We start from the raw sequence: 15,921 nt of genomic DNA on the forward strand, positions 1-15,921 counted from the left end.
CCGTGGCCACTTTGTTGTGGCGGGAGGAGGGTATGCCACTTTTTTGCGTAAAAAAGTGGCATGGAGATACACTTTTTTACATAAAAAAGTGTCACGAGGTTTTCCTGAGGGTATTATGAAACGCAAAATCGATAAGGTGCTGGATGTCTGGGCGGATGACGAGCCATCATCTCCATTGCTGCTTCGTGGAGCGCGGCGGGTAGGCAAGACCTACAGCATCAAACAATTGGGTGCCAGAAGATTTGGTGACGGGGATTTTGCGTATTTCGATTTTCAAACCGATCTTGCGCGTCTTTCGGCGCTGTTCGGCAACACCGCGAATATTGATGGCATCGTCGCGGATTTGTCCGCATACCTAGGAAAGTCGATTCGACGAGGTTCAACGCTAATTGCTTTTGATGAAATTCAGCTATGTGAGCAGGCCTTGAATTCCTTGCGCTTCTTCGCGTCCAGCGGGTATAGGGTAATCGCATCCGGCTCCCAACTCGGGGTCACTTTGCGTAATCGCACGTTGCCGTTCCCCAGCGATGTGCATCAGGTTACCCTCCACCCCCTGGATTTTGAGGAGTGGCTGTGGGCTACGGGTAATAAGCCGCTTGCCGAGGCGATTCGGGGCCATTTCGACTCGAAGGAGGCGTTCGGTCTGCATGATATGGCAATGGAGCAGTACCGCCGCTATGTGGTTACCGGTGGACTTCCGGCGGTGGTGAATACATATTGCTCCGCGGCCGATCTCAATGCCGTCAAAACCGCTCAGGTGGATATCGACGGGACCTATACGGCTGATATTGCGCTGTATGCTCCCGAGGAGACCGTGGTCGCCACGCAGGCCGTATGGCAAAGCATTCCTAAGCAGCTGGCACGCGAGACCACGCGCAAGTTCAAATATGCGGATGTGAGGAAAGGCGGTCGGGAACGTCAGTATCGGCTTCCTCTGGCATGGCTGGAGTCTGCGGGGTTGATCACGCTCAACGAACAGACCAACGATACTAGCGCGCCACTGGAAGCGCGCGGCGGCGGTTCGTTTTTCAAGGTGTACATGGCTGATACCGGTTTGTTGTTCAGCCGGTACGCGCTCAATGCCAGCGCTTGGCTATCCGACGAGATGAGGATTCAGCTCTCCCCTAGATTTCGTGGTGCCTTAACCGAAAACTATGTGATGCAGGCGCTGTCCGCTAACCATGTGCCCACCTATTACTGGACTTCCGGTGAGGGGAGGCAGTACGAGATCGAATTCATTGCCCAAACCGACATGGGGCGTGTGGTTCCCATCGAGGTGAAATCCGGGAGCAACGTGCGTGCCACCAGTCTCGGTAAATTCATGGCAAAAGCGGATGCCCCCTATGCCATACGTATTTCCGCCAAGAATTTCGGTTTCGACCAGGGTATGTTCAGTGTTCCGCTGTATGCCGCCTTCTGCATCACCCCGAGGTCGCTCTGACCGCATAATCATTTGGATGGGAGATCCCGGGATTCCCAGGTGGGAAAGACGTCAGCGTTGTCCGGCTGACGAGGGGCGTGAGCGACATGGTGGGCTAAGGCGGTGATGGACTAAGGCGGGTTTTGCGTGTAATGCGCACTAATCCACCGCGGCAGGAATCGAAGAACCCGTAAAACCGCATGATTGCAAGGATGTTGCAATCGCCGGTATCGGATTTCGTAGGATTAGCGTGCAAATTATGGGTTTTGCATCGTAGTCCATCGTGGCGTCGCATCGTCGACGCATCGTCTCATCCCCTCATCCAACCGGCTATCGCCGGCCACCTTCCCCTCTGAGGGGAAGGCAAGCGTGAACCGGATCCGCCGACCACCTTCCCACTACCCGACAGCGTGGCGTCGGGCTGTTGAAGGAATGGCCCGATTCCGGTGAAAACCGAGAGAACCCGCGTCCGCCTCCCGGCCGCATCACTATACTGACTGCGGGGATTACATCCGGGAGGTGGCGACATGCGGATGGTGTGGCGTATCTTTGCGCGAGATGTGCTGCGTCTGTTGAAAAACCCTGTGGCCGTGGTCATCACGCTCGGCGTGGCGCTTATTCCATCCCTCTACGCATGGTTCAACATCGTGGCCAACTGGGACCCGTACTCCAACACCGGCAGCATCCAGGTGGCCGTGGTGAATCAGGATGCCGGCGCCGACAACGATCTCGTCGGACATCTCGACGCCGGTGGGCAGGTGGTCAGTCAGCTTAAAACGAACCATGAACTCGGCTGGCGGTTCGTCGACGAAAGCGACGCCATGCGCGGCGTGAACAGCGGCGAATACTATGCCGCCATCGTGATCCCGAAGGATTTCAGCGCCAAACTCATCGGCACGGTCACCTCGGTCTCCGCCGACACCAGCGCGGACGGCGGCAACACCAACGTAACCAGACGGCCGCAGATCGACTACTACGTCAACGAAAAACGCAATGCGATCGCGCCGAAGATCACCGACACCGGCGCCACCACGATCGACCAGCAGATCAACCAGACGTTCGTCTCCACCGTCTCCTCCACCGTGGTCAGCAAGATCAAGGAGGAAACCGGGGAGGCCCAGACCAAAGTCGACAAGACGCAGGACCAGCTGATCGGCAGCGTGACCCAGGCGATGAGCGATCTCGACAAGGCACGCAACGCCATCGACGCGATGAGTCGCAGCATCGACGCCGCAGACACGACATTGAACGACGCCGACCGGTCCCTCCAACTGCTCTCCAAGCAGATCGCATCCACCCGAAAAACCCTGACCGCCACCGGCGATACGCTCGGCGAAGCGCGCAAGGAATCGCTCGCCTTCACCGGCACGCTCGACTCCGCGCTCGCCGACGGCACCGGCAAACTCAGCGGCATCACCGTTTCCGCCAACACCGCGGCCGGCGGCATCATCGGCGGGCTCAACACCGTGCAGAGCCGGGTGGATTCGGCCGCCGACGCCCAGCAGCAGGTGATCGACAACAACGCCGCGGCGATCTCCGCATTGCAATCCGCTCTTGACCTGGTGAACGGCAGCGCGAACATCAGCCAATCGGTCAAAGACCGGATCGCCGAGCAGGTGCGGCCGCAGATCGACACGCTCACCCATGCGAACGAGCAGGCGCAAACCAACCTCGACACCTTCCGCAGACAATCCAGTTCGATCACCGGCAACGGCATCAACGCCACCACCAGCGGTGCCAAGGCGATCGATACGGCAGCCAGCGGCGGCGTCGCCGGACTGAACGCCACGCGAACCGGGCTGAACCGGACCATCACGCCGTCCCTGCTCGCCGGAATGGACTCGTTCTCGGCCATGACCGGCACCCTCGACGGCACGCTCGCCGGCCTCGATTCCAGCATCAGCCAAAGCCGCGGACTGGTGATGCAGCTGAAATCCACGCTCGGCCAGACCAAAACCACGCTCGGCCAGACGTCCAACGCCCTGCGGAGCGTATCGGGCAATCTGAAGACCACGCGCACCGATCTGGCCGCGCTGGACTCCGGCAGCATATGGAATGAACTGTCCGAACACGTCGATCTGAACGCCCAGGCCGTGGGCGACTTCATGGCCTCGCCGGTGAACCTCACCACGAAAACCGTGTACCCGGTGGCCAACTACGGTTCCGCAGTCACCCCCTTCTACACGAATCTGGCCCTATGGGTCGGCGGATTCGTGCTCATCGCCATCTTCAAACTGGAAGTCGACCGTGATGATCTGCGGGGGCATGATTTCAACGCGATCCAAGGGTATCTCGGTCGGTGGCTGCTGCTCATCACCGTCGGATTCATGCAGGCGATCATCTGCACGGTCGGCGATCTGGTGATCGGCATCCAATGCGACCACCCCCTGCTGTTCGTGCTCGCCGGCTGCTGGATCTCCTTCGTCTACGTGAACATCATCTATGCGCTCGCCGCCGCGTTCAAACACATCGGCAAGGCGGTGGCGGTGATCCTCGTGATCATGCAGATCCCCGGATCGTCCGGCATGTATCCGATTGAGATGATGCCCGACTTCTTCCAGCGGCTCTACCCGTTCCTGCCGTTCACCTACGGCATCAACGCGATGCGCGAAACCATCGGCGGCATGTACTCCGGCCACTATTGGAACGATCTGCGGTTCCTGCTGTGGTTCCTGATCGCGGCGCTGTTCATCGGACTCGTGGCCCGGCAGTATCTGCTCAACCTCAACGCGCTGTTCGACCGACGTCTGGGTGCCACCGACCTGATGGTGTGCGAGAAGAACAACCTCACCAACGAACGGTTCAAGCTGGTCTCCGTGGTCAAACTGCTGATGGACGTGCCCGAATACCGGCAGCGCATCCGCCATCAGGCGCAGCGGTTCTTCCGCTGGTATCCGCTGCTCATCAACGCCGGTCTGGTGGCGATCGTGGTGATCCCGATGGTCTTCCTGGTGCTGATGTTCAGCGTCGAATCGAAGATCATCATGCTCACCGCGTGGATCACATCGATCATCCTGATCGACGTCTATCTGATCGTGGTGGAGTATATGGCCGACAGCGCCGGCAGGCAGCTTGGCATGAGCGTGATGAAGCCCGAGGACTTCCGCGACGCCATCGTGGAACGGTTCACCCGGCATCATCGTTTCGGTGCGCATACGGGTGGATCTCACGGCAGCGGTGTGCACGACGGCGGTTCGCACGGTGGTAGTTCACATACCGGGAAGGACGGTGACCGCCGATGAGGAACATCTGGCGCATCTTCGCCCGCGATGTGCGCAACGCCGTCGGCAACGTGATCGGCGTGATCGTGGTGATCGGCCTGGTCGTCGTGCCGGCCCTGTACGCATGGTTCAACATCGCGGCCAGCTGGGATCCGTACAGCAACACCTCCGAACTCAAGGTGGCGGTGGCCAGCGACGACGAAGGCTACAAATCCGATCTGATCCCCGTGAAGATCAACGTGGGGGAGACCGTGACCAACACCCTGCGTGCCAACGATCAGCTTGACTGGCAGTTCGTCAAGTCGGATCGGGCCGTCGACGGCGTGCGGTCCGGCGAATACTATGCGGCCATCGTGATCCCGAAAAGCTTCTCCGCAGACATGATGACCCTGTTCTCACCCAAGGTGAAGCACGCGAAACTGCTGTACTACACCAACGAGAAGGCCAACGCCATCGCCCCCCACGTCACCGACACCGGCGCCACCACCATCACCACCCAGATCGACAGCACCTTCGCCAAAACCGTGGGGCAGGTGGAACTCGATCTGGTGGGCAACCTGTTCCAATACATGCAAAGCGATCAGATGCAGTCGTATGTGGCCAACGCCACCAAACACATCGGATCGATGGCCGACCAGCTGAACACCGCGGCGGATCAGACCTCCGCATACTCGTCGCTGCTGGGATCGACCGGCGAGCTGATCAGCTCCACCGATAATCTGATCACCACCGCCGGCGACGGCGTGAACGGCGCGAAGAAAAGCCTCGATCAGGCGAAAACCGGCATCGATTCGCTCGACGCCGCACTCTCCGGCACGGCGGACACGCTGAACACGGCGCTCGCCGACAGTGAGCGGAGCTACGACGCGGTGAACCGCGAGGTCGACTCCTCCTTCGATGCGATCGGCCGGCAGGCCAACGTGGCGAACACCCAATTGGGCGATCTTTCCGGCAAGGTGAAGGACTCCGCCGCCGCATACGGTTCGCTCGCCGATTCGCTCAAGCAGGTGCAGCGGCAGACCGACGACACGGCGGTGAAGGACGCGCTCGGCCGCAGCATCGACATGATCGAGCGTGCGCAGCGCGCTCAAAGCACACTGGCCGGCGATCTCGGCGACGCGGCGAACACCCTGACTGGAACCACGGCGAACGTCAATGCCAAACGGTCCGATCTCAAACGGCAGATCGTCGAATCCAAATCCTCGGTGACCAAGGCTCGTGACACCTACGAATCCGGTCTGAAACCGAAACTCACCACGCTGGCCGGTTCCATCGCCGACGTGGGCGCACAGTCCCGTACCGTGGCCGAAAGCCTGAAGAACACCATGCGTTCGCTTGACGGGGTAGCCGGCGGATCGGCGGATTCGATCACCCGCATCCGCACGATGCTGAACGACTCCGCCAAGCAGATGACCACGTCGGCGAACCGTTTGCACGATCTGGGCAATCGACTCACCGCGGCCTACAACGGCGGCTCCCCGAAGGAGCTCGCCCAGCTCAGGCAGTTCTCCAACGCCGACGCCGATTCGCTCGCCACACTGCTCAGCTCGCCGGTCTCGCTCAACCGCGTATCGGTGTATCACATCGAGAACTATGGCTCGGCGATGGCCCCGTTCTACACGATTCTGTCGATCTGGGTGGGGGCCATCGTGCTGGTGGCCATGATGAAGGTGCAGCTTTCCGACCGGGCCAAGGCCGAGCTGGGTGCACTGCCGGCCCATGCGGGCCTTCGGTTGCACGAGGAGTATTTCGGCCGATACCTGTTCTTCCTGCTGCTCGCGCTGTGCCAGGGACTGCTGGTGGGTCTCGGCGATCTGTACTATCTGGAGATCCAGGTGCGCAGTGCATGGCAGTTCATTCTGGTGTGCCTGGTGGCTGCGGTGGTGTTCTCGAACATCACCTATACGCTCACCCTTTCGTTCGGTGACATCGGCAAGGCCATGGCCGTGGTGCTGCTGGTGATGCAGGTGGCCGGATCGGGAGGCACCTTCCCGATGGAAGTGCTGCCTGGACCGTTCAAGGCGCTGTACCCGTTCCTGCTGTTCCCGCACGGCATCGCCGCCATGCATGCGGCCATCGCCGGCTCGTACGGCAACGAATACTGGGTGGAACTCGGGATTCTGGCGCTGTTCCTCGTGCCATCGCTGCTGCTCGGACTGGTGTTGCGCAAGCCGGTGATCCGGCTGAACGACTGGATCATCCGCAACCTCGAAAGCACCAAGCTGATGTGAGCGGGCTGATCGGGTTGCTCGGGTTGCTCGGGTTGCTCGGGCTGGTTGGGTCTACGGCTGATCCCACGGTCGACCACGCGGTTGACCCCGGCGTGGCGTAGGCTCGATCGCATGGATGTGAAGCTGCTCGACGAAGCCACGTATGCCGAAACGATGATGACCACGGTGCGCCCCGCACTGGCCGAATGCCGTGACGAAGGATGGCTCGCCCCGTCTCGCGCCGAACGGCTGACGAAGCTGCGCCACCCCGGTCTGCTGCACTACGTGTGCTATGACGCCGATCGCTTCGATACGCTGCGCGAACACGGTGCGACCGGTCAGTTCCGCGGCGCGGTGGTGATTTCCCACGGCTTCACCGAATTCGCCGAGCGGTTCGAGGAACTGGCCTGGTATCTGCTGCTCGACGGATACAGCGTCTGCATTCTGGAACACCGCGGCCATGGATTCTCCCCGCACGACGTGAACGACGAAAGTCTGGTGTGGATCGACGACTGGCACCGGTACGTTGATGATCTGGCCAAGTTCTGTTCGCTGATCGGCAAACGATATGCCAAGGATGCTCCACTGTATCTGTACGGGCATTCGATGGGCGGCGGCGTGGCGGCGGCACTGCTGCAGGAGCATCCGACGCTGATCGACAAGGCCGTGCTTTCCGCGCCGATGATCGCCCCGAAAACCGGCATGCCGCTGTGGTTCGCCCCCGTGGTGACCGAAACCGCGTGTGCGATCGGCCTCAGTCGGCATATCGCTCCCACGCAGCAGCGATTCAGCGAGGAGTTCGACGCCGATTTCCATGAGGGACTGAGCCTGGAGCGCGCCCGCTGGGTGCATGAGCTGCGGTTGCAGCATGTGGAATACCACACCAATGCGGCCACGTTCGGCTGGGTGAATCAGGGTTTGCGCATGAGTCGGGCACTGCTGAAACGCGAGGCCTGCGAACGGATCGAAACCCCGATTCTGGTGTTTCAGGCCGAAAGCGACCGGTATGTGCTGCTCGGACCGCAGGATCGGTTCGTCCGGCAGGTGCAGGAGGGCGGATGCCCGGCGACGCTCGTGCGGCTGGCCGGGTCGCACCACGAGATGACCACCGAGCGCAACGCGGTGATGGAGCAGTACATCGGTCGGATCCTCGAATTCCTCCGCACGCCCATCATCGAGGAATAGGCGCTTCGGATGCCCTGCGAATTCTGCCTTCCCCTCGGGGGGAAGGTGGCCGGCGCAGCCGGTCGGATGAGGGGCCTAGGGTGATTTCGGCTGGACACTGGAACCTGCCGCCCCTTCTGCCTTCCCCTCGGGGGGAAGGTGGCCGGCGCAGCCGGTCGGATGAGGGGATTCGGGTGATCGTGGCCGAGTACACGCAATTGTGACCAAGTAAACAGGATCCGGCTATCCGGGACCGATGCCGTGCACATATAGTGGATTTATGGATAACGAACAGCACACAGAAGTCCGCAGACGCTTCCCGGAGCTGCCGGTCGGCAGGCAGTCCGCCGAGGTGCCCGGTCATTTTGGCGATCCGCTCACGGTCGAGCATGCGCTGTGGTCCCGCGGCGAAGGCCATGCCAATCCTGGCAAGTCGATGTTCCTGCTGCTCCACGGATGGGGATCGAACGAGCAGGACATGGCCGATCTGATGAGTTACATTGCCCCCTACAACGATTACGTCGCACTGCGCGCCCCGCTTCCTCTGCCCGCACAGTATCGGAATCCCGAGGACGACGGCGTGCGCGCCACATGGTTCCATGACGCCGTGCCGGCCGGCGAGGATCGCGATCATGACGCCTATGCTGCGGCCGTTGCCATCGACGACTGGGTGGCGGCGAACATCCCCGAAAGCCGGGACGTCGTGCCGCTCGGATTCTCGCAGGGTGGTCTGCTCGCCGTGCATCTGTTGCGGCTCAACCCCCGTCGATATCGTGCGGTGATCTGCCTTTCCGGATTTTTGGCTCAGGGTTCCGTCGCCGGAACGACACCGGGGGACGCCGATCTCGATGCGCTGCAGGTGCCGGTGTTCTTCGGTTTCGGAGACAAGGATCAGGTGCTGCCGAGAAACGAGCACCTGGCGATGAGCGCCTGGTTGGAGGAGCACACGTACCTTAAATACCGCGAATATCCGAAGCTTGATCATGCGGTGAGCCTGAGTGAGTTCGACGATATTCGTCAGTGGCTGAGCGACAACAACATCACCTCCGGCATCATGTGATCGGCACCGTGTGACCGTACGGGGCATCATGTGATCGCAAAAGGCGGCGACCGTCACCGCTCCGCGTATTTCAGCTCCGGCTTCGGGTCGAGGTTCGAAATGCCGTTCCACGCCATATTCACGATGTACGCCGCAAGCTGCTCCTTGCTCAGCTTGCGGTGGGTGGACCAGTACTGCCCGGTGAACACCGTCATCCCCACCAGCATCTGCGCGTAGTAGGGCACGCCCTTCGCCGGAATCCTGCGTTTTTTGAAGGCGTCGACCAGCAGTTCCTCCACGCGGATCGAAATATCGCCGAGCAGGGAACTGAACGATCCGGAAGGATCGGTGCTCGGCGAATCGCGAACCAACACCTGGAATCCGTCCGGATTGTTCTCGATGTACGTCAACAGGGCCATCGCCGCCTTCTCCACGATCTGACGCGAATGATCGTCGGGATTGGACAACGATGTGACGAGCGACTCGGTGAGCGATTGCATCTCACGATCCACGATCACCGCGTACAACCCCTCTTTGCCGCCGAAATGCTCGTAGACGATCGGTTTGCTCACCTTCGCGCTCGCCGCGATCTCCTCCACGCTCACCGCGGCGAACCCCTTGGCCGCGAACAGCGCGCGGGCCACGTCGATCAGCTGTTCGCGGCGCTGCATCGCCGTCATTCTCGAAGTTCCGCTCATACCTGATCAGTGTAGATCAGAGGGTTGCGCGCCCTACGTAGAACAGCTTGTAAATATGGCGCAACAAAATGGAATGAGGCGTGTTGTCGGTAGACACACCCTGAGAGAATATGAGGCATGCCGATGCTCATTATCCTGATTCTCTGGGTCGCCATCGTGGTGGCCCTTATCGTCTACGTGCTGGTACATGCACGTCGCGAATCCCATCGTACGGATTTTTTCTACAACATGGATCAGGATCCCGAGTCCCAGCGTCGCAAGCCGCGGGCCGTGAGCACGAACATCGCCTTTACCCCCTCGCAGTCGTCCCGACGTCGATCGGCCCCGGATGCGGCCGGTCAATCCACGTCCGAAACGCCGGTATACGTGAACGATCCTTCCGTGGTGGAGGTGCGGGGATTGGGGCGCGGCATCGATATTCCCGACGTTGCCGATACCTCCGGTCAGAACGGGCAGGTCAGGCATGACGGGTCGGCTGGCCAGAACGGATCGGTCGGCCGCAATGAGGTGGGATTCGGGCCTGCGGACGGCGGCGACCATCCCTCCGAACTGGATCGGTGACATCGGTTCTCCGGTAATGGAGGATTCCCGGTGATATCGGCTCCCCGATGACCTGAGGGGTCGTTAGGGTTGGGGTATGAGTGAAACAACGTTGATCGTCATCGGCGTGATCGCCGTCGTGCTGATCGCGGCTATCATCGCCGTGATCGTTTCCAAGAATCGCAAGGCATCGCAAGCATCCCAAACCGTATCGGCCGTTACGCCGGCCGGCGGCTCCCCATCCGATATCGCTCGGTCCGCCCCGGCGTCGGCGCCGGAGGAAACCGGACAGACGGACGAGTCCGCGGAGTCGGTCAAGTCCGCGGAATCGGTCGAACCGGTCGAATCCGAGTCGCCGGCCAAACCAGCAGAGCCGACCCAAACCGCAGAGCCGACCCAATCCGCGGAACCGGCCAAGCCCGCGGAACCGGTGCGCCCGGCCAAACCGGAATCCGCAGCCTCCCGACTCACCCGTCTCAAGGCCAGACTCGCCAACAGCGCGAACCCGTTCGGCAAGGCCCTATTCAACATCCTCGCGCAGGACAATCTTTCCGAATCCGACTGGGAGGACGTGGAGGACACCCTGCTGCTGGCCGATGTGGGTGCCGAGGCCAGCGAACAGCTCGTCGAGGAGCTGCGCAAGGACGCTCGCATCACCGGCGAGCGGAACCCCGAGGCCGTGCATGGGCTGCTGCGTGAGAAGCTGCTCGATCTGGTCGGCCGCGACATGGATCGCAGTCTCGTCGCATCCCGTCCGCGCCCGGAGAACGCCGGGCCGAGCGTGATCATCATGGTCGGCGTGAACGGTACCGGCAAGACCACCACCGCCGGCAAGCTGGCCCGTCTGTTCGTCGCCGAAGACAAGAAGGTGGTGATGGGTGCGGCCGATACGTTCCGTGCGGCCGCTGCCGATCAGCTGGAAACGTGGGGAAGCCGCGTGGGCGTGCCGGTGGTCCGGTCCGACAAGGACGGAGCCGATCCGGCCTCCGTGGCTTTCGAAGCCGCGAAGGCCGCCAAGGAGCAGAACGCCGACGTGCTGATCATCGACACGGCCGGCCGACTGCAGAACAAATCCAACCTGATGGACGAGCTGGGCAAGATCCGCCGCGTCACCGAAAAAACCCTGCCGGTGGAGGAGGTGCTGCTCGTGCTCGACGCCACCACCGGTCAGAACGGCATGACCCAGGCCAAGGTGTTCGCCGAAGTGATCGGCATCACCGGCATCGTGCTCACCAAGCTCGACGGTTCAGCCAAGGGCGGCATCGTGATCTCCGTGCAGAAGGAGCTCGGCGTGCCGGTCAAGCTGATCGGCCTCGGCGAAGGCCCCGACGATCTGGCTCCGTTCGATCCCGAAAGCTTCGTGGACGGCATTCTCGACTGATTTTCGGCATCGAGACGCCGCCCATCCGCCCGTTTCCGCGTCTCGGCGCAGGGGCGGGCGTTTCCATATCATGGACACTCTGGCCTGTCCGCGCGGCTTCGCTGGCATGAAGTCCAATATGAGGAACGCTGAACAGGCCGGAAGCCTGCCGTTGTTTTAGGAGCGTGTAACGTTTCCGCCGCCCGTTTACCTTGACGTAACACGACGAAATCGTTTGGGAAATCCGGGCGTCGTTTCATACAGTCGTTGGCTTCCCCACGATGGAAGCCTGGAAACGAAGACACAATCATCAGAGTCGGCCGGTCCGGCTCTTACGGACAAGAACCCTGGTGCTCCCCGTGGTGGCAGCCGCGGCGGAGGGCCCGGGAACTTGAAGAGAGGGAGGTAGACATGGATACGGGCAATGCAGCATGGATGTTGACGTCAGCATCTCTGGTTTTCCTCATGACGCCTGGCGTCGCGTTTTTCTATGGAGGCATGGTTCGAGCAAAGGCAGTGCTCAACATGCTGATGCTTTCGGCCGCCGCTCTGTCGGTGACCGCGGTGGTCTGGACCCTGTGGGGATGGTCGATCGCCTACGCCGGCAATGACATCGGCGGCATCTTCGGCGACCCGGCCACCGGATTCCTGCTCAAGGACACGATGGTGGCCACCGACGGCGTGTTCGGCTCCGCCCCGGTCGACGGCGCCGCCTACCCGCACAGCATCGACGTGGCCTTCCAGGTCACCTTCGCCATGATCACCGTGGCCCTGATCACCGGTTCGCTCGCCGAACGCGTGAAGTACAGCACCTGGATGATCTTCGTGGCCCTGTGGATCACGTTCGTCTACGCCCCGATGGCCCACATGGTGTGGAACGGTGGTCTGCTGTCTCCTGACGGCGCGATCTCCAACGCCATCGGCGCCGCGGCCCACGACTTCGCAGGTGGTACGGTCGTTCACATCAACGCCGCAACCGCTGCCCTCGTCACCGTGCTGATCATCGGCAAGCGCAAGGGCTTCGGCACCCAGCCGTTCCGTCCTCACAACGTTCCCTACGTCATGCTCGGCGCCTGGCTGCTGTGGTTCGGCTGGTTCGGCTTCAACGCCGGTTCCGCCTTCGCCGCCAACGGCACCGCAGGCTACGCTTGGATGAGCACCACCGCCGCAACCGGTGCCGCCATGCTCGCCTGGGGCTTCACCGAGAAGATCCGCTCCGGTCACTTCACCGCCATGGGTGCCGCTTCCGGTATCGTCGCCGGTCTGGTCGCCATCACCCCGGCCGCCGATGTGGTCTCCCCGCTGTGGGCCATGGTCATCGGCGCCATCGCCGGTGTGCTCACCTGCCTCGCCTGCGGCCTGAAGTTCAAGCTCGGCTACGACGACTCCCTTGATGTGGTCGGCGTCCACGGCGTCGGCGGCTTCACCGGCACCGTGCTCATCGGCTTCTTCGGTCAGGGCACCGGTCTGCTGGCCGGCGGCGACTGGCGTCAGCTCGTCGTGCAGGTCGTCATCGCGCTCGTCGCCATCCTGTACTCCGGCGTGATCACAGCGATCATCTCCTTCGCTCTGGAGAAGACCATCGGCTGGCGCGTCACCGAGGCTCAGGAAGTCGGCGGCATCGACTTGGCCGATCAGGGCGAGCGTGCCTACGATTTCGCTGGTACCGCCAGCTCCATTCTGAAGGAGGTCAAGTGAGATGAAGCTCATTACCGCAATCATTCAGCCCCACAAGCTCGACGACGTCAAGGAGGCCCTTGCGGCCGCCGGCGTTCACGGCCTGACGGTTTCCGAGGCCAACGGTTACGGCCGTCAGCGCGGACACACCGAGGTCTACCGCGGCGCCGAATACACCGTGGACCTGATTCCGAAGATCCGCGTCGAAGTGCTGTCCGACGACGCCGATGCCGAGACTCTGGTGAACGTGATCACCAAGGCCGCGGGTACCGGCACCATCGGCGACGGCAAGATCTGGGTCGCTCCGCTGGATTCGGTCACCCGAGTCCGCACCGGTGAGACCGGCTCCGCCGCGATCTGATCCGTCTGGTTCCGATCTGCGAATCCGACCGGATCGATGAACTCCCGAATCCCCGCAACGACGGTAGCCCGTCGGCGGGGATTCGTCGTATTCGCTGCGTTTGCAGTGTTTCGCATTCGGCCTCTGCCGGCGGCAGGCTCCGAATGCCAATCAATCTCGATCATCAAGCCTTAAGGAAACGAAGAGATGGCTTCTGCTGTGGATGGTCTTAAGGACCGATTGCTGGCGGTGTCCCGCCCCGATGACGACGGCGTCTACCGGAACGGGGAGGCCAAGCGTGCCAAGCGTATGGAAATCGTGCTGGAATCGCTGCGGCAGCTGTGGGCCGAGGCGACCGCCTCGATGAACGACGGTGGCAGTGAGGTGCCGGCGCAGGGTGTGGGTCTCGCCGCCGTCGGCTCGCTGGCACGTGGTCAGATCGGCCCCTGCTCCGATCTGGATCTGGTGATCATCACCGACGGTCATGCCATGAAGGATGAGGCCGTGGCCAAACTGGCCGACAAACTCTGGTATCCGCTGTGGGATTCCGGCCTGGACCTCGACCATTCCGTCCGCACCCGGCAGCAGTGCGAATCGGTGACCGATCATGATCTGCCGGCCGCCATGGGATGGCTTGACGTGCTGCCGGTCGCCGGCGACGTCGATCTGATCCGGCAGACCGCCGACTCGATTCTTGAACGGTGGCGCAAGGCCGCTCGCAAACGACTGCCCGAGCTCACCGATTCCGCCCATCAGCGGTTCGACCGGTTCGGTCAGCTCGCGTATCTCAACCAGCCGGACGTGAAGGAGGCCCGCGGCGGTCTGCGCGACACGGTGCTGGTTTCCGCGCTGGCGATGTCGTGGCTGGCCGACCGGCCGCACGGTCAGTACGACGATGCGGTGGAGCATCTGCTCGACGTGCGCGACTGCATTCACCTGGCCGCGCATAAGGATACGAACATGCTGCTGCCGGCATATCAGGTTCCGGTGGCGAAGATGATGGGATTAAGCGATCCGACCATTCCCGACCTTGACCAGCGTGACGGCGAGTCGATCGAGAACCTGCAGACGTATCTGGCCCGATACGGCCGGGTGATCGCGTTCGCCTTGGATTCCACGGCGTCTCGCGCCACGCATTCGCTGACGCATGAGAGGCCGCGGTTCTCGTTCTTCCAGATCATGCAGCCGCGCGGCCGGGGCCGGCGCGAGGCCCCTCGGTTCGACATCATCGCCGACGGTGTGGCCCGACATGAGGGGGAAGCGGTGCTGGCTCCCGGCGCGGATCCGGCCAAGGACAGTCGACTGGTGTTGAAGATCGCCGTGGCCGCCGCCGAAAACGATCTGCCGATCGCCCCGGGCACGCTGGAGAACCTCAAACATTGCCCGATCCACGATTCGCGATGGTATCCCGAGTCACGCGATCGGTTCGTCCGGCTGCTGGCCAGCGGCCCGGCGTTGGAGCGGACGTGGGAGGAACTGGACTTCGCCGATATGCCGGGGCGGCTGATCCCCGAATGGCTGGGCATCCGCAACCGGCCGTCCGCATCCGCGGCCCACCGATACACCATCGACCATCACATGGTGGAGGTGGTCACGCGGCTCGGCAGGACCTCGCCCACCGGCGAACGGTACGACGACGCGCATTACACGGCATTGCTGATGGCCGGCATTCTGCATGACATCGGCAAGCGGCCGCGCATCACCGACCATGCGGCGGAAAGCGCCCGGCATGTGCCGGTGATCATGAAGCGCATGCTGTTCGACGATGAGATCATCCGCATGACGACCATGCTGGTGCGCGAGCACCTCACCCTTTCGGACTTCGCCTCGACCAGAAGCCCCGACGATCCGGCTGCCGTGGCGGAACTGGCCGGGCGGATGGGCGATGATCCGCTGATGCTCGACATGCTGTTCGACCTCACGCGTGCCGACGGCTCCTCGCTGGGGGCCACTGCGGGCGAGCAGATCACCAAGAAATACGGCTGGAGCAAGTGGCGGGCCGCGCTGGTCGGCGCGATGTATCGCGCGGCGCGGGAGGCGTGCGTGCGGCGGTGATGCGTGCGGTGGTGTTGTGGCGGGTGTGTGTTGTTTGGCGGGTGTGTGTTGTTTGGCGGGTGTGTGTTGTTTGGCGGGTGTGTGTTGTTTGGCGGGTGTGTGCTGTTTGGCGGGTGTGTGTTGTTTGGCCGCCTTCAGTCAGGCTGTGCCTGACAGCTCCCGCTCGGGATGCGTGCGTGCGGTGCGGTGTGGCGGGT

The 15,921-nt window shown here is 62.2% G+C and carries 10 protein-coding genes and 1 pseudogene; 10 read left to right on the forward strand and 1 reads right to left on the reverse strand.

The window, feature by feature from the left end:
• Positions 1-115: 115 nt before the first annotated feature.
• The 5 genes from Uis1B_RS00070 to Uis1B_RS00090 all read left to right on the forward strand — a co-directional run bounded on the left by Uis1B_RS00070 (position 116) and on the right by Uis1B_RS00090 (position 9,075).
• On the forward strand, positions 116-1,441 hold the full coding sequence (locus tag Uis1B_RS00070) for an ATP-binding protein (RefSeq protein ID WP_101614363.1): 1,326 nt from the start codon (positions 116-118) through the stop codon (positions 1,439-1,441).
• 506 nt (positions 1,442-1,947) lie between these two features.
• Positions 1,948-4,662: a YhgE/Pip domain-containing protein gene (locus Uis1B_RS00075; protein ID WP_101614365.1), complete on the forward strand. Its 2,715-nt coding sequence runs from the start codon at positions 1,948-1,950 to the stop codon at positions 4,660-4,662.
• A complete protein-coding gene (locus tag Uis1B_RS00080; RefSeq protein ID WP_101614367.1) occupies positions 4,659-6,872 on the forward strand; it encodes a YhgE/Pip domain-containing protein in 2,214 nt (737 codons plus the stop codon). Before Uis1B_RS00075 ends, Uis1B_RS00080 begins: the two co-directional genes overlap by 4 nt.
• Before the next feature lie 111 nt (positions 6,873-6,983).
• The gene (locus Uis1B_RS00085; protein WP_101614369.1) at positions 6,984-8,036 is read left to right on the forward strand and encodes an alpha/beta fold hydrolase; all 1,053 of its coding nucleotides are present in this window, start codon (positions 6,984-6,986) and stop codon (positions 8,034-8,036) included.
• 259 nt (positions 8,037-8,295) lie between these two features.
• Complete coding sequence (locus Uis1B_RS00090) at positions 8,296-9,075, forward strand: alpha/beta hydrolase (RefSeq protein WP_101614371.1); 780 nt, start codon at positions 8,296-8,298, stop codon at positions 9,073-9,075.
• 65 nt (positions 9,076-9,140) lie between these two features.
• Here the strand turns inward: Uis1B_RS00090 and Uis1B_RS00095 are convergent.
• Positions 9,141-9,752, reverse strand: a pseudogene (locus tag Uis1B_RS00095) (TetR/AcrR family transcriptional regulator); the annotation flags it as partial.
• A gap of 117 nt (positions 9,753-9,869) precedes the next feature.
• Between Uis1B_RS00095 and Uis1B_RS00100 the strand changes: the two are divergent.
• From Uis1B_RS00100 to Uis1B_RS00120, 5 genes are all read left to right on the forward strand, one after another.
• Positions 9,870-10,313 (forward strand): hypothetical protein, encoded by a 444-nt coding sequence (locus Uis1B_RS00100; protein ID WP_133124771.1) that lies wholly within the window; start codon positions 9,870-9,872, stop codon positions 10,311-10,313.
• A 76-nt stretch (positions 10,314-10,389) separates the two neighbouring features.
• Positions 10,390-11,673 (forward strand): signal recognition particle-docking protein FtsY, encoded by a 1,284-nt coding sequence (ftsY, locus tag Uis1B_RS00105; RefSeq protein WP_101614378.1) that lies wholly within the window; start codon positions 10,390-10,392, stop codon positions 11,671-11,673.
• A 390-nt stretch (positions 11,674-12,063) separates the two neighbouring features.
• Positions 12,064-13,350, forward strand: coding sequence for an ammonium transporter (locus tag Uis1B_RS00110; RefSeq protein WP_101614380.1), 1,287 nt, complete (start codon positions 12,064-12,066; stop codon positions 13,348-13,350).
• A 1-nt stretch (position 13,351) separates the two neighbouring features.
• On the forward strand, positions 13,352-13,690 hold the full coding sequence (locus tag Uis1B_RS00115; protein ID WP_101614382.1) for a P-II family nitrogen regulator: 339 nt from the start codon (positions 13,352-13,354) through the stop codon (positions 13,688-13,690).
• Positions 13,691-13,876: 186 nt separating this feature from the next.
• Positions 13,877-15,724: a nucleotidyltransferase domain-containing protein gene (locus tag Uis1B_RS00120; protein WP_101614384.1), complete on the forward strand. Its 1,848-nt coding sequence runs from the start codon at positions 13,877-13,879 to the stop codon at positions 15,722-15,724.
• The last annotated feature ends 197 nt before the right edge of the window (positions 15,725-15,921 follow it).

It is taken from the genome of Bifidobacterium margollesii (genome assembly GCF_002860355.1).
Lineage (GTDB): Bacteria > Actinomycetota > Actinomycetes > Actinomycetales > Bifidobacteriaceae > Galliscardovia > Galliscardovia margollesii.

Excerpts from the sequence above, each read along its gene's own strand:
- Uis1B_RS00070 (WP_101614363.1), top strand. The coding sequence starts at position 116 with ATGAAACGCAAAATCGATAAGGTGCTGGATGTCTGGGCGGATGACGAG.
- Uis1B_RS00075 (WP_101614365.1), top strand. The coding sequence starts at position 1,948 with ATGCGGATGGTGTGGCGTATCTTTGCGCGAGATGTGCTGCGTCTGTTG.
- Uis1B_RS00080 (WP_101614367.1), top strand. The coding sequence starts at position 4,659 with ATGAGGAACATCTGGCGCATCTTCGCCCGCGATGTGCGCAACGCCGTC.
- Uis1B_RS00085 (WP_101614369.1), top strand. The coding sequence starts at position 6,984 with ATGGATGTGAAGCTGCTCGACGAAGCCACGTATGCCGAAACGATGATG.
- Uis1B_RS00090 (WP_101614371.1), top strand. The coding sequence starts at position 8,296 with ATGGATAACGAACAGCACACAGAAGTCCGCAGACGCTTCCCGGAGCTG.
- Uis1B_RS00100 (WP_133124771.1), top strand. The coding sequence starts at position 9,870 with ATGCCGATGCTCATTATCCTGATTCTCTGGGTCGCCATCGTGGTGGCC.
- ftsY (WP_101614378.1), top strand. The coding sequence starts at position 10,390 with ATGAGTGAAACAACGTTGATCGTCATCGGCGTGATCGCCGTCGTGCTG.
- Uis1B_RS00110 (WP_101614380.1), top strand. The coding sequence starts at position 12,064 with ATGGATACGGGCAATGCAGCATGGATGTTGACGTCAGCATCTCTGGTT.
- Uis1B_RS00115 (WP_101614382.1), top strand. The coding sequence starts at position 13,352 with ATGAAGCTCATTACCGCAATCATTCAGCCCCACAAGCTCGACGACGTC.
- Uis1B_RS00120 (WP_101614384.1), top strand. The coding sequence starts at position 13,877 with ATGGCTTCTGCTGTGGATGGTCTTAAGGACCGATTGCTGGCGGTGTCC.